A 25,261-nucleotide genomic window follows, 5' to 3' on the forward strand; every position below is an offset into this window, starting at 1 on the left:
TAGTGCTTTTTTATTTGTGAAGGTTTTATATTCTATAGTTGCAAAAAGAATTTATATGTTATATTATCAGTTCATAGAGAACTCTATAATATAAAGTATAAATTAGGAGGGTAATTATGGATAAGAATGTAGCACTTGCATTAGATGATATTTCACTAATCAAAACAGTAATTGAACGTACACAACAAGATTTTTCTAAAATCGCACCTTTCTTTATAGGCGTGGGGATGATTAATGGAATCGCAGCCATTGTAGAACAATTGATGTATTTTTGTAGAAATACTATTGGATATGGTTCAAGCCTAGTTCGGATATTTGGAGTGGGCTATTATTTGATTAAAATTATAGGATATATTATTCTTTTTCTTTACTTTTCACGAAAACTAAAAATCACAAATAACGAAATCAGCAATGGTATGCTAAAAATATGGGGAATTTTTTTGATTGGTTCATACGTATTTATTATCTTGTATATGAATTTGATTCCTATGGGCAATAATGATCAAATTGTTACTCTATGGAGATGTAAAGAATTATTAGAGATTTTGCCGATTATATTTGCCTTATTTATGACAGGTATACTTACACAAAGAAAACTAATAACAATTTGCGCAGCATGCTATAGTGTATTGTATCTGATTTTGTTTATGAGTATGAAAGAGATGCCTTTCGGGACAATAGGTGGAAAAGGTACTTTGATTTCAGTTAGTAGCTTTAGTATCAGGGTAGTAATGATTTTCGGAATGGTTGCATTAGGGCTGTTTTTTAGGATAGGAGCAAAGAATCATGGAAATAAATACAATACCAGAAGCTTTTCAAACGAAGCTTAGATTAGCGGTCTTATCTGCTCTGCTGACTGGTACAAAGAGTTTCAAAGAATTGAAAACTATAACCTCAGCCACTGACGGAAACTTAGGTATACAGCTTAATAAATTAAGTGAAATGGAATATTTAACGATTGAAAAAGCATTTGTAAATAATAAACCCCAAACCACTTATACACTTACTGAATTTGGAAGAAAACAGTTTAAAGAATACGTTGAGCTACTGGAATCTTTATTATCAAGTTCAGAATAAAAATAGAAAATGTGGTAATTAAAGATATATGAGAACTTTTTATGAAGAATGGAGCTAGAGAGGAGGCCAGCATCGGCTTCCTTTCTGTTTTTTTGATAAGGATTAGATAATAACACTAATGTACGTCTAAAGCATGAAGTTGTATAATAGGAGCTAAAATTAGTTATATAAGGGAGTTTTAACAATGGAAAAAAATGCAGGCTATTATTTTACACTAGCTGAGGTTGCACTTAAGGCTGCAAATTATGACGAAGCTTTGGGCTACATGGAGACAGGGCGCGAAATGGATCCTAATTTTATGGATTGGGATTTGTATGAAATCTATATCTGGTTTAACCGTGAGGATTATTATACAGTAGCGGAACTTTGCCACAACTATTATGAGAAGGATAATCAGAATGTAAAGGTATTAGAAATCTGGCAGGAAGCATGCGAGTATCTTGAGTGGTATAAGGATGTTGTTGGAATAGGATATGCTGCAATCGATTTAAATACAGATAATCCTGAGGTTTATGCAAGAAATGCAAGGGCATATGCTTTGTATAATCAATATCGGGATGCAATCGACTGTCTAGAAGAAGTTGTAGACAAGTATCCTGTTTTAAATAAGGATCTTGAAAAGCTCTATTATGATTTGGTTACAGATGATGGCCATGGTGGAATGGAAGATGCAACCAAATCTATTGAATATGCTGAAAAAGCAAGAAGTCTTGGTGAGTTTGATTGGAGAATGGAATATCGTGATATCAATATGAGAATGTATATTGGTGACAACGATAATGCAATCAAGGTTGCCGAGGAAGCAATCGAGAAACTAAAAGATGTAGAGTTGGATGAAGACGATGCGGCAATGAATCCAGATCTTGTATTTAAATGGCTTATTGGAAAAAATATGCTTTTGAAGCGAGAAGATCATTTCTGTATGCCACTAGATAAAGAAAAGACAAGAGAGGCAGCTGAAAACTTGAAGCAGACATTTGAAGAATCTATGGCAAGAAATGAGTTGGATACGCAAGGTTGTACATTGGAAAACCTTTATACTTGCTATAGGCTTCTTGGGGAATATGATGAGGGAATTCAGTTTTTGACTGAAGCTGAATCAAAAATGGATGAGGATACAAAGGAAGCGCTTTCTGACACTATAAATCGCCTGACAGGCCGTTTATATGTTTCGAAAAAAGATTATGCAAAGGCTAGAGAGTGTATCTTAAAGGATATAAAATCAATCGACCTTAGTCAGTATCATGATTACGAATCTGACAAGATGGTTACAGCAGAAAATCTAAATGAATTCAAACGCATCAATATTAATCCTGAGGTGGATAGATTGAGAGATGTGCTGGTAACCTTAGTAGAAATTCCAGAAATATTCACTCAGGAGGAGAGAGAAAAGTCAATAAATGACCTTCTCGAGTTTATAGAAAAAGTAGTTGAATTAAATCTGGATGAAATGGATGTAATGATTCCTTTTGTTGGCCATGCAATTCATTATTCACCAGCAATTACTACTGATTACGAGAGATTATATAAAATTATCAACTCGAAATTTATGAAGAAGATGTTTGCAAATGCAACAGAATACTATCGTGATATGTACTACAAAAATCTCATGCGCATTTGTGCATTTATGCAAAAGGATAATGAATCAAAGGCTTATGCAAAATCGTATCTCAATTTGATAAATGATAAAAAGTATTGCATAGATAAAAAGGTAAGTTTTGATGAAGCATGTAAGGTAGCAAGAATCAGTAATCGAATTGATATTGCTGCCCTTGGAACAGCATATCTATACATGGGTAAAATCGAGGATGCAAAAAACACATTATTGCTAATGATGATGAACCCTGTATGTTGGTTCTGCGATAAGAGCGGATGCTTAGAATACTATTTGCTGAAAGCAGAGATAGATATAGCAGAAGGAAATTATGAAGAGGCACAAAAGTATCTTGATGAAGTCGAGAAAACTGAGTGGAATAATCATGAGGAAATTGCTGCTTCTTTGAAGCTGTATCTTAAAAGCAAGAATCTAGTTTAATAACAAATTGCGAGGAAAAACATGACAGAATTACAAACAGGAAGACCAGCGGACACAACAGGACGATTAGACAGGGAAGTCAGAGTATACGACTATTTGGATAACCTTGGAATAGAGTACAAGCGTATAGACCATGCACCCGCAGACACAATGGAAGTTTGCGCCGAGATAGATAAATCCCTTGGTGCATTAATCTGCAAAAATCTATTTTTGTGTAACAGACAGAAGACAAACTTTTATTTATTGATGATTCCAGGAGATAAAAAGTTCAAAACTAAGGAGCTTTCAAAGCAGATAAATTCAGCAAGGCTGTCATTTGCTGACCCAGAGGATATGCTCAAGTATTTGGATATCGAGCCAGGTTCTGTAAGTGTAATGGGGCTGATGAATGATAAAGACCATGTGGTGCAGCTTCTAGTAGATGAAGATGTGAAAAACAGCGAGTTTATTGGCTGTCATCCATGCGTAAATACATCAAGCATGAAGATATCAGCAAAAGATATTTTTGATGTGTATCTTCCAGCGGTAGGCTACGAACCAAGGATAGTTACATTAGTTGGAGAGGATTAATTGTCCTATGAGATATAGCAATATTGTAGAAGCTAAATTCATATCCAGGCCTAATCGCTTTATAGCGCAGGTGGAAATTGATGGGCAGGCAGTAACTGTGCACGTGAAAAATACTGGTCGTTGCAAGGAACTACTTCTAACAGGAAGAACGGTATACCTAGAAAAAGCAACAAATCCAGACCGAAAGACACCTTATGACCTGATAGCAGTAGACACGCCAATAGGAATAATCAATATAGATTCTCAGGCGCCAAATGCAGTGGTGAAGGAGTGGCTTGAAAAGCAGGATTATGATTATATCGACCCTGAGCATAAATACGGAGACTCCAGAATAGATTTTTTCATGAAAAAGGATGAAGAAGAGTATTTGCTGGAGGTAAAAGGCTGCACCCTGATAAAGGATGGGGTAGGCTATTTCCCAGATGCTCCAACTGAGCGAGGTGTGAAGCACTTAAGAGAGCTGGCAAAGGCCACAAAACTAGGGTATAAGGCCATGATAGCTTTTGTAATTCAGGTTGATGGAGTTACAGAAGTTCGCCCTAATATAGAGACTCATCCTGAATTCGGCATAGCCCTTAATGAGGCAAGGGATGCAGGAGTAGAAGTACTATTTTTGCAATGCCATGTAGAAAAAGATTTATTAGAAATTATAAATTAGATGCAGTACACATAGAATGTGGTAAAATATTTTCAGAATGATTATGGAAAGAAGGGTATTATAATGCAATTTGAAACATTACAAAAAGATATGGTTGCAGCAATGAAGGCTAGAGACAAGGCTAGAAAGGACGCTATTTCATCACTTGTATCAGATGTAAAGAAGGCAGCAATTGATGCTGGCACACGCGATAACATCGCTGATGAATTGGTAGATCAGGTTATCCTTAAATCGCTTAAGACAGCTAAGGAGCAGCTTGATACTTGCCCAGCTGATAGAACAGATCTTAAAGAGGAGTATCAGTTCAGATATGATGTAATTAAGGAGTACGCTCCTGCAATGATGTCTGATGATGAAATCAGAGCATTCTTAAATGAGAATTTTGCAGAGGTAATAGCAACAAAGAATAAGGGTGCAATCATGAAAGAGGTTATGCCTGCACTTAAGGGCAAGGCTGATGGTAAGGCTATCAACATGATTGTTGCTGAATTATGTAAATAAAGTACGCAAAAATAATAGAAATTGTGTAAAAGACATGGATGTAAAGGGCGTCAGGTGGATAACTTGGCGTCTTTTTGTTAAAGGGTGGATAATGGATAGATTTCTTTTAATATATTTGATAATAGCTAATATAGTAGGCTTCTTAATAATGGGCGAGGACAAAAGAAGAGCCATTAAAGGAATGTGGCGAATACCTGAGAAAACTTTATTCTTATGCAGCCTTGTGGGTGGAAGCATAGGAACATGGGCAGGAATGTACACGTTTCATCATAAGACAAAGCATTGGTATTTTGTGCTTGGAATGCCAGGTATTTTAATTTTGCATTTGGTGTTAGTGTATAGAATGTGGATAATTGGTTAGGCAAAAGGAGACGGATTGATGGGCGAGAATGAAAAGCTAGAATGGGAAGAAATCTCATGCGAGCACATAATAAATGATGAATGGATTGATTTTAGAAAGAGCAAATACAGATTTCCAGATGGAAGAGAATTTGAGCCATATTACAGCTATAGCCGTAGGGATTATGTTGTTATTGTGGCCACAGATGAGGCAGGCAATTATATCTGTGTAAGGCAATATCGTCATGGCATCAAGCGAGTTACAACAGAATTTTGCGCAGGTGGAATTGAAAGAAGCGATGGTAAGGAATATGGAAACCGTAGTGATGTAGCCAGTGCCGAGGATGCCCTAGAAGCTGCAAAGCGCGAGCTTATGGAAGAAACAGGCTATGAAAGTGATGATTGGAAATTCCTTTTATCAGTTCCATCCAATGCAACAATGGCTGATAACTACGCTAATATCTTCGTAGCAAAAAACTGTAGGAAGGTTAGCGGACAAAGCTTAGATGAGACAGAATTTTTGAATGTTCATCTTTATACTAGAGAAGAGATTGATAATATGATATCATCAGGGGAATTCCCACAAGCTTCTCACATATTGGCATTGCTTCTTGCCGATAAAAATGAGTAATAGATTTAGAAAGTAAGTAATATAGTAAAAACGCCAGTTAAGGAGATGTAATGACATATTTAACCTGTTTCTTTTTAGATAACGAAAAAGACATCATCGTAAACCTATACAAGGATTTGGATAGGCTGTTTTATGTGCTGAAAACACCAAATCACAGTACAGGTAATCTGATACGTAATATTGCTAAAACATGCCAATTGCCATTATCAGAAGATGAGAATGGTATGCTGATTATAAATGGAGAAGTGCCATGTTTTATAGATGGAAATAATCAGGAAAGCTATATATTTATGCTTGGCGATACTGAAATAGCCAGCATAAGTCCTAATGGTGCTGTAGATGTAAAGGCAACTATTCCAGCCATAGCAAAAACTCTTATGAGCCAGACAAAGGATTTCAAGCTGGAATCTGAAAAGACTATATTCAAAACCTTCATACGCAAAGAGTTGAAGTTTAAGGCAGATTTGCACACTCACATGAACGGTAATCTTACAGGAGATGTGCTGATTGCTTTAGGAATAGCTCATCAGATTAGATACCCATTGTATTATGTAAAAAAGCTGGAATTGGAGCTTACTGAGGAGCAGTGGAAGCTGGTTAACGCCCAAAGAGAGAAGGTAGCCCGCCAGTTTATATCTTCTGACCTGAAGGGAAAGTACCTGGACAGAAGAATCAACGACAATACCTTCATAAATTTTGCTGATTTAATCTTAAACAACCTGGACAATGCTGAGCTTAACATTGTCAAAATTAGAAATTCCCTGGCAGTAATCAAGGATGGCCAGGCTGTTTTCACTAATCTTGAAAAGGTATATCTGTACAGATATGTCTTTTGCAAGGGCAAGGAAAGTGAAGATAAGATAGATTTATCTAAGGTGGATTCAATCCCAGATGAAGATGTGCGATTAACACTTCGTCAGATGCTAAGGGATAGAGAGAATCCAGCTTATTGTAATAACACAATCTTCCAAGATAAGCTGCTTTGGATTGCAAGAAGCTATAAGAAGCAGGGCGTATCTTACGCAGAAATCAGTGATACCACCCTTGTAAAGAAGTATGAATCTATCGAAATGCTTCGCCAGGTGCATGAGGTTATGCCTCACATATACAATGAAACTGGCGTAATGATAAGATTTTTGGCTGCAATGCGTCGAATCCCTCTTACTATTGTAAAGGATGCAGTTACACCAGCCAATTACCTAGAGCAGAATCTAGAGGTGCTAAAGGCAACCGCATTAGACCCATATGTGGCGGGTTGCGATTTCGTAGGCGAGGAGATAAACGATATTATCACTCTAAAGCCTGCATTTAAGGAGATTGTAAAGATTGCAAAGGCTGATCCAAGCTTTGTGATTCGTGTACATGCAGGTGAAAATGATAGCCAAAAGGATAATATTGCACATTCCATTGCCTGTGTTAAGGAATCCTTAGAGCCTGGTCAGAAGATGCCAAAGATGCGACTAGGACATGGTCTTTATACCTACAGCCCTACATCGAAGAAGGGTAAGGAAGCTCTTAAGGAGCTGAAGGATAACAATATTGTATTGGAATTCCAGATTACCAGTAACGTGCGCCTTAACAATTTGAACACCCTTGAAAATCACCCTTTAAAGCAATATTTGAAGCAGGGAATTCGATGTGTGCAGGGAACAGATGGCGCTGCTCTTTACGGAACAAACTCAATAGATGAGCAGCTTTCACTTGCCAAGATGCTAGGTCTTACAGATGAAGAGTTGAAGCAAATGCGTGAGGCTGAGGCAAAAATCATTGAGGAAAGTCAGATTGCATATTCAAAGAAGAAAGCAGCCTTTTCAAAGCTTCTGGGAACCAGGGATATGGAAGAGGTGCTCCTAGAGAAGATGCAGGCTGTAAAAATAACAAACAGCATGGGTAGCACTAAAGCGAAGCTTGATGCTAATACAGAATTAAAGGACCAGATAGAAGAAATCACATGGGATAGACTGCCAGTTGTATTGCTGGGTGGAAGCTTTAACACAGAAAACAGAACAACTAAGGTCAGCGAAAATGCTACTAAGCAGCTGGATGAATTAATGGAATTCCTAAATCCAGAGGAAGTGTGTTTTGTAATTGGTCATAAGCTTAGTGGCTATGAAAAATATCTGCTTGCCAATAATAAAAAGGGCTTTAGAATCTACTCCTTTGTTCCAGCACTTATGAGCAAGAAGGAAATAGATAAAATCAAGTCATCAAATGTAAAGGTTAGAGTTTCAATAGAAACAGAGGGAATGGCTATCTACAAGAGTATAAATTACGAGATTTTCGAGCGTAGACCTTCAGCAGTGGTAGCTTTTGATGGTAATAGTGCTGCAGCTAACCTTATTCAGGAAGCTAAAAACGGAAAGGGCCGTTCAGCAATTTTTGTTTGGGCAAATTCAAAGAATTTGATGCAAAAAGCTAAGTCTCTTCATGGCTATGTATTCTCCTTTGATAACGATGAGCCATTAACAAAGATTATGAACAATCTTATGGAAAAAAATAATTAAATAATTGTTCCACATTGCTTCATTAATTCTTCAAAATGATTTGGTAGACTACCCATACAGCGGAAGAGGTAGCATTATGGATTTTAATTATGATGATGAGAGTAAGCCATATTCATCTGAGGATGCTATAGAAGATTTGGAAAAAATCCGGGATATTCTTCATGAAGCTCAGAGGAACATTAATAAAGATAAGCTTAAATCAACACCTATTGATTTAAGTATACAAATTAATATTGATGAAGATTAAAAGGCTGAGAAATCAGCCTTTTACTTATATAATTGTATTGTGCAAAATTGATTAATTGGCTATATTAAACATATAGCAACTAATCTAGGATAAATATAGGAGAACAAGATGGGAAAGACACTGTATCTGGAATGCAATTCGGGAATAAGCGGGGATATGACGGTTGGAGCATTGCTTGATTTAGGCGCAGACAGGGATGTATTAGATGCTGTGCTAAAAACAGTTCAGGCGGAAGGCTTTGAAATAAAATACAGTAGAGTAAAACGCTCTGGTTTGGATTGCCAGGATTTTGATGTGGTATTAGACAAAGAGCATGATGGTCATGACCACGATATGGAATATCTGTATGGTCATCTTCATGAGCATGAGGATAGCCACGAGCATCATCACCATCATGGAAATCATGAACATGAGCATCATCACGCACATAGAGGCTTGAAGGAGATTACTGAAATCATAGATAACGCGAAAATGACTGATAGGGCAAAGGATATAGCAAAGCGAATCTTTAAAATCCTTGCAGATGCAGAATCCAAGGCTCATGGTGTGCCAGTTGAAGAGGTTCATTTCCACGAGGTGGGTGCAGTGGATTCCATAGTTGATGTAATAGCAATTGCAGTGTGCATAGATAATCTTGATATTGATAAAGTAATCGTACCAAAGCTATACGAGGGCCATGGTACCGTTAGATGCCAGCATGGAATTCTGCCAGTACCAGTTCCGGCAGTGACAAATATCGTGGCTGACCATCAAATCAGCTTGGAGATAATAGATGTAAAGGGGGAGCTTGTAACCCCAACAGGAGCAGCTACAGTGGCTGCACTCAGGACTGAAGATAAGCTTCCAAAGGAGTTTTTAATCGAGAAGGTAGGCATGGGAAGCGGCAAGCGTGATTATGGCTTGGCAGGATTTGTGAGAGCAATGATTATTTCCTAGTTATACCACCCTAAAACCTTGTAAAAATAGGCTCTAAAGAATATATTATATTTAGGGGAAATTTTAAAGTATGGGAGGAGTTAGTTTTGGCAGACAAGCAAATGGGCACAAGGATTGAGGAGTTTAAGGATTTTTCCGCTGGGGAAATTCTACAGATGCTAAAGGAGTTACCAGATGCATGCTGTGTATTTAAGGTTGTGACTGATCCTTTTGGGACAGTAAATGATATGCAGTTTTTGTTTGTTAATGAGAAATACTCATCGTTGGTAGGTAAGCCATCAGCAGAGTTGATAGGAGCAACCTACTACACTACTGTAAGCAACAGGGATGAGGACTGGATTAGACTTACATATCAGGCTGCATTTATGCGTCAGTCTGTTATCAATAGGACCTTTAACACCCAATTCAGTAAATGGTTTGAATTTTGGGCTGTACCAGTTTATAAGAAGGGATATTGCGCATTCATAATCCATGATGTAACAGCCGAAAAGCGCAAGGAAGAGACTAGAGAAATTATCAGCAATTCAAATAATCTTATAATCGATTGCGCTAAGGTTTTATCTACTAATGATTTCAAAAAGGGAGTAAAGGCAGCTCTAAAAATCCTGGGAAATGAGCTTAAGGCTGATAGAGTATATATAGTCGAGGCCAAGCACGGTGAGCCAGGTGAGATTTATGAATGGATGGATAGAAAGAGTGGTAGAGGCTTGCCATCCAAAAAGGACTTTGAAAAATATGATTTTTTCACAATGTGGGAGAGACACCTTGCAGATAACAAGGTAATAATCGTAGACGATACTGCAGTAATAAGAAATATAAACAAAGAGGTTTATGAAAATGTACTTGTTGGTAGGGTATCTCGTTATGCAATCGCCGCATTGCACGATAGGACAGAAACAATAGGTTACCTTATTGTGGATAATTACACACTGAACTTAGACGTGAATCTAAGAGAGGTAATGGAGACAGTTGCCATCTTTTTAGCTGAGGAGCTTAGAAACTTCAACATGGCTAAAGAGATGATATATATGAGCACACATGATGTGCTAACAGATTTAGGAAACAGACAGGCATTCAACACTACACTTAATCTATTAGATGGCATGAAATTACCGGTAGGCGTGTGCTTTGTGGATATTAATGGCCTTAAAGAGGTTAATGATACAAAGGGACATGAAGCAGGTGATATTCTGATCAAAGAAGTGTCAAGTGCTGTGGCATCTGTGTTCAAGAAAAAGTATTGTTATAGAATTGGTGGAGATGAATTTATAGCAATAATTCCTCAGATTGAGAAGGAAGTATTTGTAGAGCTTACAGAGAAGCTTCGCAAAAAAAGAAAAAAGATACCTATGGCTATAGGTTCAATTTGGAAGGATAGATTCTCAAGCATCGAAGAATTAATCAATATGGCAGACCAATTAATGTATGACGATAAAGCACAGTATTATCAGGATAGTAAAGATCGTAGACACTAGGAAGATTTATGGCAAAACAAAAGAAACAGATTGAATATAGATATTATGAGATACCAGATGGACATTATGTAATGGCCCTTTTAGGTGAGACCTGGGTACGTAGTTATGGTGCAGAACAGGAAAATCTTTTGCACTTTCACAACTACATGGAGATTGGCTATTGCTACTGGGGCAATGGTCAGCTTACCATCGAGGAGTCTAATGTGCCCTATAAAGGTGGCTTAATTACAATTATTCCAGAGAACATCCCACATGAGACTAAAAGTCATAATCATGGTGTTTGTAAGTGGGAGTATCTGTATATCGATATAGACAGCTTTATTAGAAATGAGATGCAGTTTAAGCGAATGCTTCCTGAGGAGGTAATAAAGCGTCTTAATAATCATGGCTATGTAATTCAGTGGAATCAGAATAAAGTAATGACCACGATTGTTAGAAATATAATCGAGGAATATCGAGAGGCTAAGCCTTATTACAAAGAGGCGGTAAAGGGCTATTTAAGGGCATTTGTGGTAGAGCTGCTTCGAATTAACGAGGATATGAGCTCATCCTTGACGCTGGAAGAAAAGAGACTTAACAGCTACATTGAAAGAAGCGTTAATTACATTGCGGAGCATTATGCTGAAGAAATAAAAATGTCAGATGTTGCAGATGAATGTGGTCTTTCTGAAAGTCATTTTAGACGTATTTTTGAGGAAAGCATGAGCATGAAGCCTTTGGATTATCTTAATATGGTACGTATCGATAAGGCCTGCGAGATAATACAAAATAAGGATTATGCCATGGAAGAGGTTGGATTTAGAGTGGGTTATCAGACTCCATCTACCTTCAACAGAAACTTTAAAAAGCTGACTGGAAAGACTCCATATCAGTGGAAGAAGGAAGAAAATATCTTAGGAATTTCAAAAAAGAATTATCAAATTAGTGCAAAAAAAGGATGGTAATTTGCTACAGCAAATTATCATCCTTTTTTCATATTTTCGTCAAATTTACGTAGAAAAACAATTATTTAACAATCTCAAATAGTTGAATTTGCACATTTCTAGCGCAAATATATAGGACTAACTGTTGCGCAAAACTAGTATTATGACCATATGAGGGGCGGGTATAAAACATATTGTTGTGCAAGATGCACAATACACCCGCGAAAATTTTTACAAACAATAAGGAGAATGGAGAATGAAGAGAAAGTTACTTTCACTCATGCTTGTTGGCACAATGGCTGCATCAATGGTAGCTTGCGGAAGCAGTGCTGACACAACAGACAACGCATCAACAGATGCAACAACAGATGGAGCTGCTACAGAAGCAGTTCAGTCAGATGACGAGAACACATTAACAGTTTATGCTTGGGATGAAAACTTCAACATTCCAGCACTTAAGGCGGCTGAAAAGGATTATCAGGATGTTAATCCAGATTTCAAGCTCGAGGTTATTACACAGTCACAGTCTTCAGATGTTGAGCAGGCAGTAACACTTGCAGCAGAAGCTGGTGACTATAGCACATTACCAGATATCGTGCTTTTCCAGGATCACTATTTCCAGCAGTACGTTACAAACTATCCAGATGCATGGCAGGATGCTAGCGATGCTGATTGCGATTGGAACGGACTTGGAGCTGAAAAGCTTTCATACTCTACAATCGATGGCAAGCACTATGGTTTCCCTGTAGATGCAGGTACAGCAATCTTCGCTTACAGAACAGACCTTCTTGAGCAGGCAGGCTACACAATTGATGATGTAACAGGTATTACTTGGGACGAATTCGATAAGATTGGTAAAGATGTTCAGGCTAAGACAGGTAAGTACCTCCTTTGCATGGATGGATCAGGAAACGATTTATTCTACATGATGCTTCAGGAGGAAGGCGTTTCACAGTTCAAGGACGGAAAGCCATACATCAAGGATAACGAAACACTTGTAAAGGTATTTGATGTTGTTGCAACACTTGCAAAGGATAACGTTCTTTACCTTGCAAATGATTGGTCTGATTACACAGATCAGGCAATTCAGGGCGACATGGTTGCTGGTGTATTCAATGGTAACTGGATTATCCCAACAATGAAGCAGGTTTCTGAGAACTCAGGAAAGTGGGAAATCGTTCCAGCTCCAACACTTACAGGTAAGCCAGGATACGCTTCAAACGGTGGTTCTTCACTCTATATCACAGCTAACTGCAAGAAGGCAGACCTTGCTAAGGATTTCTTAGCTTACACATTTGGTGGTCGTTCAGCTGAAGACGGACAGTCTACAACATACGATGAGGCACTTCTTAACGGTGGTGTTATCGGAACATGTGCAGCAGCTGCAGAGTCAGATGTATATCAGCAGGGCGTTGATTTCTTCAACGGACAGCCAATCTACGCTGACATCGTAGAGTACACACAGAACGTAGCAACAGTAGAGCAGTCAGATTACCACTATCAGGCAAGAACACACCTTGGTACTGCACTTCAGAACGTTCTTGATAACGGATACACAACAGAGCAGGCTCTTGAGGAGGCTGAATCAAATCTTAAATTTGATATGGGACTTTAATTCAATTAGATAATGTATTTAATGGGAAGTGGTTCACCCCACTTCCCATTTTTAAAAGAAAGGGTAGACATCGTGGAGAAGAAGAAAAAGGGAATGACACTTGCAAAAAAGCAATTAGCAGCTGGCTGGTTGTTCCTTACACCAGCTACAATACTTATTTTTATAATGAGTTTTTATCCAATCGTACAGGCTTTTATCACATCATTTAAGAGTGGAAAGGGCGTAAACATCAAGTTCGCAGATCCACTAACATACAATTATCAACGAATGCTACAGGATGTAATTTTCAAAACATCAATGAAAAATACATTCCTTTATTTAATAGTAGAGGTTCCTGTGATGTTAATTTTGGCTATCTTATTAGCTCAGCTTCTTAACAACAAGGACCTTAAGTTTAAAGGTATTTTTAGAACATGCATATTCTTACCATGTGCAACATCTCTTGTATCATACTCATTGATTTTCAAGTCAATGTTTGCTACACAGGGCCTTATCAACACAGTTCTTCAGAACATTGGTCTTACACATGAGAATATCAATTTCCTTGGAACAGCATCAACAGCAAGAGCAATCATCATCATTGCCCTTATCTGGAGATGGACAGGATATAACATGGTATTTTACCTTGCTGGTCTTCAGAACATTGAATATTCAGTATATGAAGCAGCTAAAATCGATGGTGCAAACGGATGGAAGACATTCTGGTACATCACAGTGCCACTTCTTAAGCCAACAATCGTTATGACAGCTATCATGTCTATAAACGGTACATTACAGCTCTTCGATGAGTCAGTAAACTTAACAAGTGGTGGACCTGCAAACTCAACAATCACAATGTCTCACTACATTTACAACCAGGCATTTGGACAGGGTGTAGGAAACCTAGGCTACACATCAGCAATGTCATTTGTAGTATTTATAATGGTTGCAATACTTGCATTTATCAATCTGAAAGTAGGTGATACACGTGACTAAGAAGAAAAACAGATCAATGATTCAGCGCAGACTGATTCCTACATACATTTTCTTAATTATTTGCTCATTCATTTCGGTATTTCCACTTTACTGGATGATTGCAGCAGCAACAAATGCTTCAATAAACGTAGCAAGAGGTTCTATAGGATTTGGTAATCAATTGTTTATTAACTTTGAGCATTTGAAAACAGCAGTACAGGGCACACTTTGGAGCAGTATGGGAAATTCCTTCCTTTACTCAATCGTGCAGACAGTAGTAACACTTTTCGTATGTTCAATAGCAGGCTATGGATTTGAGCTATATCATGACAAGGGAAAGGATAAACTATTTGGAGTTCTTCTTCTTGCAATGATGGTACCAGCAGTAGCAACAATGGTTCCTTTGTACGGGCTTGTTTCTAAGGCAAAGCTCCTTAACACAGTATGGGCTTTCATTCTTCCTGGTATTTCAACACCATTTATGATTATGATGTTCAGACAGAATTCTCGTAATTTCCCACCTGACATCATGGAGGCAGCACGTATTGATGGCCTACCTGAATGGAAAATCTTCTTCAAGATGTATGTTCCTATTCAGAAATCAATCTATGCAGCAGCTGCAGTTATTACATTTATGAACGCTTGGAACGCATATATGTGGCCAAAGGTAGTAATGAGCGACAACCGTGCTCAGACAATGCCAATGTTCATTGCAAACATTTCAAGCGGTTACACAGTAGATTACGGTATGACAATGCTAGGCGTATTATTCTGCTCACTTCCTACAATGATAGTATTCTTCGTACTTCAGAAGCAGTTTGCAGAAGGAATTACAGGATCGGTAAAATAAGATGAAAAATTTCAATTATGAAATTGTAAAGGACCCAAAAGTATTTGAACAAAATAGATTAAAGGCTCACTCAGACCATGAATATTATGACAGTGAGGCCTATGCCTACGGGGAAAAGTCAAACTTTAAATATTCTCTAAATGGAACCTGGAAATTTGAATATGCCAAGAACTATGAGGTGTGTGATAAGGATTTCTACAAGGCAGATAGAGATTGTAAAAGCTTTGATGATATAAAGGTTCCTGCTCATATTCAGCTGGAGGGCTACGACAAGATAATGTACGTGAATACCCAGTATCCATGGGATGGCCACGAAGCTATTGAGCCAGGAGAGATTCCTACAAAGGAAAATCCAGTAGGTAATTATGTAAAGTATTTCACAGTCCCTTCTTTTATGAAGGAGGGACCTGTGTATATTTCATTTCAGGGTGTGGAAAGCGGCTTTGCAATTTGGCTCAATGGTGAATATGTAGGCTACAGCGAGGACTCTTTTACACCAAGCGAGTTTGATCTTACTCCTTATATTAAGGAGGGAGAAAACAAGTTGGCAGTTCAGGTGTTCAAATGGACATCTGGTAGCTGGTGCGAAGACCAGGATTTCTTCAGATTTTCTGGAATCTTCAGAGAAGTTTATCTATATACAGTTCCAAAGACTCATATTAGAGATTTGCGAATACAGACACTTCTTGATGATGATTACAAGGATGCAACCTTAGTAATCGACATGGATGTTGTGGGAAGTGGACTAGTTCAGATGACACTTTCCGATGATGATGCAGATATCCTTAACAAGATTGCAGTAGAGGAAGGCATGAATCACATGGAAGTACATGTGAGGGAGCCAGAGCTTTGGAGTGCTGAAAAGCCATATCTGTTTGATTTACAGCTAAATGTATTTGGCGAAACTGGAAGACTTTCAGAGGTAATTAAGGAAAAGGTTGGCTTTAGACGCTTTGAGATGAAGGATGGAATGATGCACATTAACGGGAAACGCATCGTTTTCAAGGGCGTTAATCGCCACGAATTTTCTTCATCCACAGGACGTGTTCTGTCAGAGGAAGATATCTTAAAGGATATAATCACAATCAAGCAGAACAACATAAATGCAATTCGTACAAGCCACTATCCTAATCAGACATATTTCTACAGATTATGCGATATTTTTGGTTTATATGTTATAGATGAAACAAACTTAGAGACTCATGGAACCTGGCAGACACCAATCCAAATTATGAAGCTAAAGGATGACAGCTATGCTGTTCCTGGCGATAGACCGGAATTTACAGACAATGTAATCGACAGAGCCCACAGTATGTTTGAGAGAGATAAGAATCATCCATGTATTCTTATATGGTCTCTTGGAAATGAAAGCTATGGCGGTACCAATCTTCGCAAGATGCAGGATAAAATTCATGAGTGGGACAGCACACGTTTGGTGCATTATGAGGGAGTATTTAATGATAGACGTGTGGATCTTTCTGATATGGAATCCACAATGTACGCACCAGTTAAGGCTATCAAGGAGTGGTTAAAGAATCACAAGGATAAGCCTTATATCAACTGCGAATATATGCATGCAATGGGTAACAGCTGTGGCGCAATGAGCAAGTACACCGAGCTTGCATACGAAGAGCCATTGTTCCAGGGCGGATTTATCTGGGATTATATCGACCAGGCCATTACTATCAAGGATAATCACGGCGTAGAATTTGAAGCCTACGGTGGTGATTTTGATGATAGACCAAATGATGGCAGCTTCTCAGGCGATGGCATCTGCTACAGCAAAAACAGAGAGCCTAGCCCAAAGATGCAGGAGGTAAAACACGATTACCAGAATATCAAGATTACCTTTGAGGCAAACAAGGCCATAATTGAAAATAGAAATCTGTTTACAAATACAAACGAATATACAGCTATTCTTACAGTAGAGCGTCTTGGAGATTTGATCGCAGAGGAGGAGCTTACTATCGATTGCCCACCTCTTACAACAACAGAGTATGCTCTAGAGCTTGATTTACCAAGGGATGACGAATATATAGTTACACTTTCGTTTGTGCTTAAGGAAGATACTCTGTGGGCTAGAAAAGGCCATGAGGTAGCTTTTGGGCAGACCACAGTAGGCAGATTTACATTTGAGCGCGGACAGGCTCAGAAGCTGACTGTTACACAAGGCTTCCATAACCTTGGTGTAAAGGGCGATGATTTTGAGGTATTGTTCGTTGGTGTAAAGGGTTTAAGCTCATATAAATATCACGGCAGGGAGTTATTAAAGCGCTTTGTAATGCCAAACTTCTGGCGCCCAATGACAGAAAATGATTTAGCTAATCAGCTGCCTTTTAGAGCAGGTCAGTGGAAGCTAGCCAGCAAATATATCGCTACAAACCGTATGGATGATGGAATTAATGAGGTTCCACATGTAGAGGTTTCAGAGGACAGCGTAAAGGTGGTATACACATATCATCTGGCTACAAGGCCAGCTGGTAAATGCCAGGTAGAATATATCGTTCATGCTGATGGTTTGGTAGATTGTACACTGCGTCTTCCTATATCAACAGAAATAGGTGAATTACCAGAGCTTTCAATGGCATTTGCACTTGATAGCAGCTTAGAAAACCTGGAATGGTACGGAAGAGGACCAGAGGAAACCTACAACGATAAATGCCACGCAAAGCTAGGAATATTTAGAAATAAGGTAGCTGACAACATGGCCAAATACTTAGTTCCTCAGGAATGCGGAAATCATGAGGATGTACGCTATGCAAAGCTCACAGATGAAAGAGGAAATGGAGTATTGTTTTTAGCTGAGGGTAATGGATTTTCAGCATTGCCATACACAGTGCATGAAATTGATGAGGCAATGCACCCTACGGAGCTTCCTCCAGTGCATTTCACTCATGTGCGAATAGGTAAGCAAATGGGCATTGCAGGAGATGATACATGGGGCGCTAAAACCCACCCAGAATTCATGCTTGATAACAGCAAGGACATGGCAATTTCCTTTAGTTTCAGGGGTATTTAAGGCATAATATATATGGTATAATGAATGTCGGCTGCAAAGGTGTGGCCGGCATTTTTTAAAAGCAAATACTTGCTTAAACTAGAAGGAAAGTTGAGGGATAATTATGTTTGAATCTAATGACACATTCGTAGAAGAGGCAGTAAAAGTAATTGAGACAGCTCAGGATAAAACAAAGAAAACAGCTGCTTCTGTAATAACTTTAATATTATTAGTCAGTCTTGTTACCTATTCACGAGGGTTTTTGACAATTATTATGGCGATTTTGCTCATTGCTATGGCTATATATACGATAATATTATACTCGAACAAAAACATAGAATATGAATATGACTACACAAATGGTAGCCTTGAAATTGCTAAAATCATTAACAACGAGAAGAGAAAAAAGGTTGTTACTGTTGAATCGAGCGAAGTAAAGATGGTTGCAGCAACAGATACTAATGAATCACTTAAATACGACCATGTACAGCTTAAAACTTATGATTGCAGCGCCCATGATTCAGAGCAAAAAGATTACATCTTAGTGGCTCACAGCGAGGCAAAAGGCAACGATTTCAAAGTAATATTCACACCTTCAGAGAAGTTGCTCAAAGCAATGGCTAAATACAACAAACACGACATATATCTCTAAAGCCTTCCCCCTCTGGGGGAAGGTGTCAGCGTAGCTGACGGATGAGGGTAAAAGGAGAATCAAATGAACGTACAAGAACTAAAGCAAATATTCGAATCAAAATTCGGCGAAGCTGGCGATATCCGCACATATTTCGCTCCAGGCCGAGTAAATCTTATCGGTGAACACACAGATTACAATGGTGGCCACGTATTTCCATGCGCACTTACAATTGGAACATACGCAGTAGCAAGAAAGCGCGAGGATAAGGTAATAAAGCTTTACTCAGCAAACATCGAAAGAGTAGGCGTTATCGAAAGCTCACTTGATGATCTTACAAACAAGGATGAATACAACTGGGCAAACTATCCACTTGGTGTTGTTTGGGCCTTAATCGAGAAGGGTGCAGAAATTAAATCAGGATTTGAAATGGTAGTTTGGGGCAATATTCCCAACGGTTCAGGCCTTTCATCATCTGCTTCACTTGAGGTACTTACAGGCACAATGCTTAACGATATGTTTGGCTTAGACAAGACAATGATTGATTTAGCCCTTATCGGACAGTATTCAGAGAACAATTTCAATGGATGTAACTGTGGTATAATGGACCAATTTGCGGTAGCAATGGGACAAAAAGACCACGCCATTTTCCTTGACTGTGCAGATTTATCCTATAAATATGCCAGCGTAAAGCTTGAAGGAGCTAAGATTGTTATTACAAATTCTAAGGTAAAGCACTCGCTTGTAGACAGCGCATATAACGACAGAAGAAATGAGAGCGCTCAGGCTCTTGCAGATCTTCAGACAGTATGCGGCATCAGCACTCTTGGTGATCTTACAGACGAGGAATTCGAAAAGTATGGCAGTGCTATTAAGGATGAGGTTAACTACCGCAGAGCAAAGCATGCAGTAGCTGAGAACCAGCGTACAATCAAGGCTGTAGATGCTCTTAATAAGAACGATATTGAAACATTTGGTAAGCTTATGAACGCTAGCCACGTTTCACTTCGAGACGACTACGAAGTATCATGTGAAGAAGTAGATTTCCTTGTAGAAACAGAGTGGTCAGTTCCAGGCGTAATCGGAGCTCGTATCACAGGCGGCGGCTTCGGAGGCTGTACAGTAGCAATCGTAAAGGATGAGGCTGTTGAGAACTTTAAAGAAGTTGTAGGCAAGGCTTACAAAGAGAAATTTGATTTAGATGCTGAGTTCTACGTAGTAGATATCGGCGATGGCGCAAAGAGAATTGCATAAACCAAAGGGGCTTTTTACAGCCCCTTTTTTGTTGTCAATCCTTGCTTTAAGATAGGTAAGGTAGAATAACCCTGCGCTAGTAACAGGGGATTATCAATTTTACGTATGAGGGTTTGAGCGGCTTGGAATCCTAAATCAAACATATCAATGTCGACTACAGTAGGCTTAGGCTCGATAATATTTGCGTAGGGATAGCTATCAAATGTGATAAAGGCAATATCATTAGGAACATCAAGCTTCAAATCTAAAATTCCTGCGGAAACCCCAAAAGCAATGGTGTTATTTTCACATATAATAGCCTGTATTTTAGGATTATCCGTAAGTATTTCTTTGGTTAAGCTTCTAGCGTTAGAAATATTAGAGGAAATACTATATATATTTTCGGCCGCCAAATGTAAGCCATGGTTGATAAATGCTTTCTTAACACCCTTTAGGCGTTGATTTGAAATAAAATCAGTTCTTTTTTCTCCAATGAAAACAATATTCATGTATCCACATTCAAGCAAATGCTCTGCAGCACACTGGCCAGCTAAAACGTGATTTGTATCAATCCAACACAGCTGATTATCCATGCTTGGACTACCGATAATCACATGAGGAAAATTTGAATCGATGATATATTTAGCAGTTTCCTCAGTCACAGCGGAACCATGTACAAGTATTCCATCTGCACAGCCCGATTGTATAGCTTGAATAACAGGGGATTCCTGTCCATCCTTCATTGATATATCCATAAGACTTAATGTGTAATCAAGGCCAGACAAGGCGCTATAGGAGCCATCCATGATTTCAAACATGTGAGGATTAAGATATGGCTCATTTTTCTTCATTGATGTAAGAAAAATAATGTTTTTAGTATTCTGTTTTGCAAAACTCACAGCCCTGGAATTTGGGGTGTAGTTCAGCCTTCTAATGGTTTCTTGCACTCTGTTAATAGTATCTTGTGAGATAGAACCCTTCCCATTAATGATTTTCGAAACAGTAGAGATGGAAACCCCAGCTTCGTTTGCAACATCTTTTATAGTTACACTCATAAAAACCTCCCGTAAAAATGCACAAATTAAAAAAATAAGGATAGCGTTTTCCTACAAAAGGAAAAGAAAATATCCTAATAAACATTGAAAATACATATCTTGTGAATTAAATTCTATGTCATGAAAGATAAATAATCAACGAGTAAGGAAAAAGTTTCCTAAAATATATGCGAAAGGAATATGTATTTTGATATTAAGTGGTATAAGTCATGCACCTTTATCTAAGGATGCGTACATGGTTGCAGAAGATAGTCTTGTAGTATCGATAAAAGCAGAAAAGGGAGATTTAGCAAAAGTAGATTTATATTTTGGCGACAGAGTATGTCAGAAGGATCCAATAGATGTATTCAAAGTTGAGATGGAGCTTGTAGCTTCAGATATGGTAAACGATTACTTTGAATGTGAGATAAAGACAGATTATACAAGGGTATGCTATTACTTTGAGCTTACAGATTTTGCAGGTGAGAAGCTATTTTATGATGAATATGGTTTTTCACAGTGCATAAGTACTAACAGAACTCAATATTTTCAATTCCCTTATCTAAGAAAGGAGGATATGATTTCAATTCCTGAATGGGTAAATGGAATTGTTATGTATCATATATTTCCAGATAGCTTTGCAGATGGAAAAAGAAGTATATCTTGTGAAGGAAAAAATATACAGGAGGGCGATATCCAGTATCACTCAAATTTAGGTGGAACCATTAAGGGTATTGAGGAAAATCTAGATTATATTGCTTCACTAGGAGCAAATTGCATATATATAAATCCTATATTTAAGGCAAATTCATATCACAAGTATGACACTGTAGACTATATGGATATTGATCCATGTTTTGGCACAATTGAGGATTTTAAGGAGCTTGTAAAAGCCTGTCATAGCAAGGATATTAAGGTGATATTAGACGGCGTATTCAATCATTGCGGCCCAGATTTCTTTGCCTTTAAGGATGTTCTAAAAAATGGAGAGAAATCAAAATATGTAGATTGGTTTTATAAGCTGAGATTTCCAATCGAGACAAAGCCTATTCCAAACTACGAAGCATTTGCATACGTGGCAGCTATGCCAAAGCTGAATACAGGAAATCCAGAGGTGGAGAAATACTGCTGTGATGTGGGCAGATTCTGGATTAAAGAATGTGGAATTGATGGCTGGAGAATGGATGTAGCCAATGAAATCAACCATGATTTCTTTAGGGCCTTCAGAAAGGCTATAAAGGAGGAAAATCCAGAAAGCTTTTTAATTGGGGAAATCTGGGAGGATTCTACTATATGGCTCCAAGGTGACCAGTTTGATTCAACTATGAATTATACCTTTACAAATATCTGTAAGGATTTCTTCGGAACAGAAGAAATAAGTGTATCAACCTTTGACGCCAGAATTCATAAGATGAATCGCAGATATCCAAGGCAGGTAGCACTGGCGCAAATGAATTTTTTGGATACACATGATGTGCAGCGCTTTAAATCGGCCTGCAATTCGGATGAAGAAAGGCTGAAGTTGGCCCTTGCCTACATGGTATGTGCTGTTGGTATCCCATCAGTATTTTATGGAGATGAAAAGGGAATCGAGGGTACAACAGAGCCAGAATATCGTAGCCCAATGGCATGGGAAAAGGAAACAGAGCTGGAAGATTATTATAGACAGTTATTGCAAATTCGACGAAGCACTAAAGCCCTTCAAAAGGGAAACTACAAAACAGTCCTATGTGATGATGAAAAGAAGCTGTACATGTTTTCAAGGACATATGAAGACGAAACAGCACTCATCATTTTTAATATGGGAAATAATGCGGAAGAGGTATCAATTCCAAATTATTTAGATCAAGGCTGGATAAATGCATTGTCAGGGAAGGAGGAAGCAGGAAAACAAATAGGTGTTGAGGGAAGAACAGCTTTGATATTAATTAAAAAAGGGAACTAGTTAACAGCAAAAAGAGGAGAAGAAATGAAAGCAAAAAGAGTATTAGCAATTTTACTTAGTGTTTGCACAGTTTCCAGCGGATTAATTGTGAAGGATACTAAGGCAGAAGCAGCAGATTCCCTGCAGGGGGAAAGTGTTTATCAGATTATGGTAGACAGATTTTACGATGGAGATCCATCAAACAATGCTAAAGGGGAAGCATTTAGAACAGCGGAATATATAGAAGATGATTTCCGATATATGCACGGCGGTGATTGGCAGGGAATCATTGATAAAATTGATTATATAAAGGGAATGGGATATACAGCAATCTGGATTAGCCCCGTTGCAGACCCACAGCTTTGGGGTATGCCAGATTCAACAGGAAAGCAGTGGCCTACAGCATATCATGGCTACAATGTTTATGATCCAAACAGAGCAAGTAGATATTTTGGAGCAAGCAATGCCGAGGAAAGTGAAAATAAGCTAAAGGAGCTTGTAAATGTATGCCATGCTAATGGGCTCAAGGTAATAATTGATGTGGTTCCAAACCATGTAGGTGATTACATCCAAGGTACAGGTGGAAATGCTCACTATATTTCAGGTGGAAATCTAAAGGAAGGTACACAGATTAAACCGGCTGCACCATTTGATAACATTTCTTACTATCATAATAATGGTGACATAGATTTTAGCTTTGAGCACCCACACGAGCCTTGGAAAACAGCATATCTTGAGGACCATGATTTAGGTGGATTGGATGATGTTGATTTAGATAATTATGCAGCTAAAAGCGCAATGTTTAATTCTATTGAATATTGGATAAAGACAACAGGCGCAGATGCAATTCGCGTTGATGCAGCGAAGTGTATGAAGCCATCAGATATCCATGAGCTTCAGTCTAGATGCGGGGTAACATCATTTGGCGAGAACTTTGATATGTGCCCTGAGTTTGTGTCACAGTGGGTAGGAAGCAATGCAGAGGATGGAATGCTTGACTTCCCATTGTTCCAGGCAATTGTAAATGATTTTGCATACGGACAGAACTTCAACAATACATCAGAACTTTCAATTCAGAAGGTATTTGATAGTGATGGAGTTTATGGAGGTAGAGCAAATAATATGGTTACCTTCATTGATAACCATGACAGAAACAGATTCCTTACAGAAGCAGGTGGTAATGTTGCGAAAATGCAGAATGCATTAACATTCATCTTTACATGCCGTGGCGTTCCTGTAGTATTCCAGGGTACAGAGCAGAACAAGGGTAATGCAAATGGTCAGATTATCAACGGAATTGCTGACACCTGGAATAGATGGAGCATGGTAAAGAAGGACATCAATGGAAATGTAATTACAGATTACTTTAATACAGATACTGATACATATAAGCTTATTGCAAAGCTTAACAAGGTACGACAGGAAAACCCAGCTCTTCAGTATGGTACTCAGCGCGAGATGTGGACAGCAGAGCATTACTATGCATTCTCTAGAAGAATTGATTCTGGAGAAAGAGAAGGCGAGGAAGTCATCTGTGCATTCAATAATGCTGGATACACAATCACGAACAATATGCAGATTAGAAAAGAAAGCTCAATTAAGCCTGGTGATGTGCTTGTAAATGTTTTCGATTCTAACGATAGAGTTACTGTTTCTAAGGACAGTAAGGTAGAGGTTTCAGTAAATGGAAACTCAAATAAGATATATAGAGTTGAAAAGGGCGAAAACCCTGATAAAGAGACAGTAGAGGTATCCTTCAAAATTAAGAATGCCGATACTTACTGGGGACAGAACGTTTATCTTGTAGGGGATTGCGACGAGTTTGGTAACTGGAACACAAAGGAAGCAGTAGGACCAGGAAAGTGCCCTAATTATCCAACATGGGAGGTAAATGTAAAACTTCCAAAGAATAAGAGAATCGAATTCAAGGCTATTAAAATGGATGATAATGGAAATGTCGTTTGGGAAAATGGTAATAACAGAGTAATCGAAACAGGCGATAGCGATATGAATTACGAATTTGATTTCTAAATAGTAAAAGGCTTCTACCATATCATGGAAGAAGCCTTTTTTCTATGGAAAAATATACGCCTTATCAATATTATTCTATAGAAAAATATTTACAT

Annotated in this window: 22 protein-coding genes; 21 read left to right on the forward strand and 1 reads right to left on the reverse strand. The window is 38.4% G+C overall.

Annotation, left to right across the window (positions count from 1 at the left end; translation table 11 throughout):
* The first annotated feature begins 116 nt into the window (after positions 1-116).
* The 19 genes from BM097_RS06335 (at position 117) to BM097_RS06420 (ending at position 20,198) form a co-directional block, all read left to right on the forward strand.
* Positions 117-830 carry a hypothetical protein gene (locus BM097_RS06335; RefSeq protein WP_090547074.1) on the forward strand — a complete coding sequence of 238 codons (714 nt, stop codon included), beginning with the start codon at positions 117-119 and terminating at the stop codon, positions 828-830.
* Positions 787-1,077: a transcriptional regulator gene (locus BM097_RS06340; protein ID WP_090547077.1), complete on the forward strand. Its 291-nt coding sequence runs from the start codon at positions 787-789 to the stop codon at positions 1,075-1,077. The genes BM097_RS06335 and BM097_RS06340 overlap by 44 nt, the downstream gene beginning before the upstream one ends.
* Before the next feature lie 184 nt (positions 1,078-1,261).
* Entirely contained in the window at positions 1,262-3,112 is a 1,851-nt protein-coding gene (locus BM097_RS06345; protein WP_090547080.1) for a tetratricopeptide repeat protein, read from the forward strand.
* Positions 3,113-3,133: 21 nt separating this feature from the next.
* Positions 3,134-3,682 (forward strand): prolyl-tRNA synthetase associated domain-containing protein, encoded by a 549-nt coding sequence (locus BM097_RS06350; RefSeq protein WP_090547083.1) that lies wholly within the window; start codon positions 3,134-3,136, stop codon positions 3,680-3,682.
* A gap of 7 nt (positions 3,683-3,689) precedes the next feature.
* Positions 3,690-4,340, forward strand: a complete 651-nt coding sequence (gene sfsA, locus BM097_RS06355; protein ID WP_090547085.1) for a DNA/RNA nuclease SfsA — start codon at positions 3,690-3,692, stop codon at positions 4,338-4,340.
* A gap of 63 nt (positions 4,341-4,403) precedes the next feature.
* Positions 4,404-4,841, forward strand: a complete 438-nt coding sequence (locus BM097_RS06360) for a GatB/YqeY domain-containing protein (RefSeq protein WP_028243164.1) — start codon at positions 4,404-4,406, stop codon at positions 4,839-4,841.
* A 91-nt stretch (positions 4,842-4,932) separates the two neighbouring features.
* A complete protein-coding gene (locus BM097_RS06365; protein WP_090547154.1) occupies positions 4,933-5,202 on the forward strand; it encodes a DUF1294 domain-containing protein in 270 nt (89 codons plus the stop codon).
* Between the two features lie 18 nt (positions 5,203-5,220).
* Positions 5,221-5,811: an NUDIX hydrolase gene (locus BM097_RS06370; protein ID WP_090547088.1), complete on the forward strand. Its 591-nt coding sequence runs from the start codon at positions 5,221-5,223 to the stop codon at positions 5,809-5,811.
* A gap of 50 nt (positions 5,812-5,861) precedes the next feature.
* A complete protein-coding gene (locus BM097_RS06375; RefSeq protein WP_090547090.1) occupies positions 5,862-8,315 on the forward strand; it encodes an amidohydrolase family protein in 2,454 nt (817 codons plus the stop codon).
* Positions 8,316-8,391: 76 nt separating this feature from the next.
* On the forward strand, positions 8,392-8,562 hold the full coding sequence (locus BM097_RS16320) for a hypothetical protein (RefSeq protein WP_177197391.1): 171 nt from the start codon (positions 8,392-8,394) through the stop codon (positions 8,560-8,562).
* A gap of 108 nt (positions 8,563-8,670) precedes the next feature.
* Positions 8,671-9,498, forward strand: a complete 828-nt coding sequence (locus tag BM097_RS06380; protein WP_090547093.1) for a nickel pincer cofactor biosynthesis protein LarC — start codon at positions 8,671-8,673, stop codon at positions 9,496-9,498.
* 86 nt (positions 9,499-9,584) lie between these two features.
* Positions 9,585-10,973 (forward strand): sensor domain-containing diguanylate cyclase, encoded by a 1,389-nt coding sequence (locus BM097_RS06385; RefSeq protein ID WP_242944670.1) that lies wholly within the window; start codon positions 9,585-9,587, stop codon positions 10,971-10,973.
* Positions 10,974-10,981: 8 nt separating this feature from the next.
* Positions 10,982-11,917, forward strand: a complete 936-nt coding sequence (locus tag BM097_RS06390; RefSeq protein WP_090547097.1) for an AraC family transcriptional regulator — start codon at positions 10,982-10,984, stop codon at positions 11,915-11,917.
* Positions 11,918-12,152: 235 nt separating this feature from the next.
* A complete protein-coding gene (locus BM097_RS06395) occupies positions 12,153-13,511 on the forward strand; it encodes an ABC transporter substrate-binding protein (protein WP_090547099.1) in 1,359 nt (452 codons plus the stop codon).
* A 93-nt stretch (positions 13,512-13,604) separates the two neighbouring features.
* Positions 13,605-14,486, forward strand: a complete 882-nt coding sequence (locus BM097_RS06400) for a carbohydrate ABC transporter permease (RefSeq protein ID WP_036948720.1) — start codon at positions 13,605-13,607, stop codon at positions 14,484-14,486.
* Positions 14,487-14,502: 16 nt separating this feature from the next.
* On the forward strand, positions 14,503-15,315 hold the full coding sequence (locus BM097_RS06405) for a carbohydrate ABC transporter permease (RefSeq protein WP_090547156.1): 813 nt from the start codon (positions 14,503-14,505) through the stop codon (positions 15,313-15,315).
* A gap of 1 nt (position 15,316) precedes the next feature.
* Positions 15,317-18,334, forward strand: coding sequence for a beta-galactosidase, LacZ type (locus BM097_RS06410; RefSeq protein WP_090547101.1), 3,018 nt, complete (start codon positions 15,317-15,319; stop codon positions 18,332-18,334).
* Between the two features lie 103 nt (positions 18,335-18,437).
* Positions 18,438-18,965, forward strand: a complete 528-nt coding sequence (locus BM097_RS06415) for a DUF6106 family protein (RefSeq protein ID WP_090547104.1) — start codon at positions 18,438-18,440, stop codon at positions 18,963-18,965.
* 63 nt (positions 18,966-19,028) lie between these two features.
* Positions 19,029-20,198: a galactokinase gene (locus tag BM097_RS06420; RefSeq protein WP_090547107.1), complete on the forward strand. Its 1,170-nt coding sequence runs from the start codon at positions 19,029-19,031 to the stop codon at positions 20,196-20,198.
* Positions 20,199-20,212: 14 nt separating this feature from the next.
* Here BM097_RS06420 and BM097_RS06425 read toward each other — a convergent pair whose 3' ends face one another.
* Positions 20,213-21,232 (reverse strand): LacI family DNA-binding transcriptional regulator, encoded by a 1,020-nt coding sequence (locus BM097_RS06425; RefSeq protein ID WP_090547109.1) that lies wholly within the window; start codon positions 21,230-21,232, stop codon positions 20,213-20,215.
* 187 nt (positions 21,233-21,419) lie between these two features.
* On the opposite strand from BM097_RS06425, the gene BM097_RS06430 reads away from it, so the two are divergent.
* Positions 21,420-23,156, forward strand: a complete 1,737-nt coding sequence (locus BM097_RS06430; protein WP_255406627.1) for a glycoside hydrolase family 13 protein — start codon at positions 21,420-21,422, stop codon at positions 23,154-23,156.
* A 24-nt stretch (positions 23,157-23,180) separates the two neighbouring features.
* Positions 23,181-25,166: an alpha-amylase family glycosyl hydrolase gene (locus BM097_RS06435; RefSeq protein WP_090547114.1), complete on the forward strand. Its 1,986-nt coding sequence runs from the start codon at positions 23,181-23,183 to the stop codon at positions 25,164-25,166.
* The last annotated feature ends 95 nt before the right edge of the window (positions 25,167-25,261 follow it).

It is taken from the genome of Pseudobutyrivibrio sp. OR37, from assembly GCF_900113655.1.
In the GTDB taxonomy this organism is placed as follows: domain Bacteria; phylum Bacillota; class Clostridia; order Lachnospirales; family Lachnospiraceae; genus Pseudobutyrivibrio.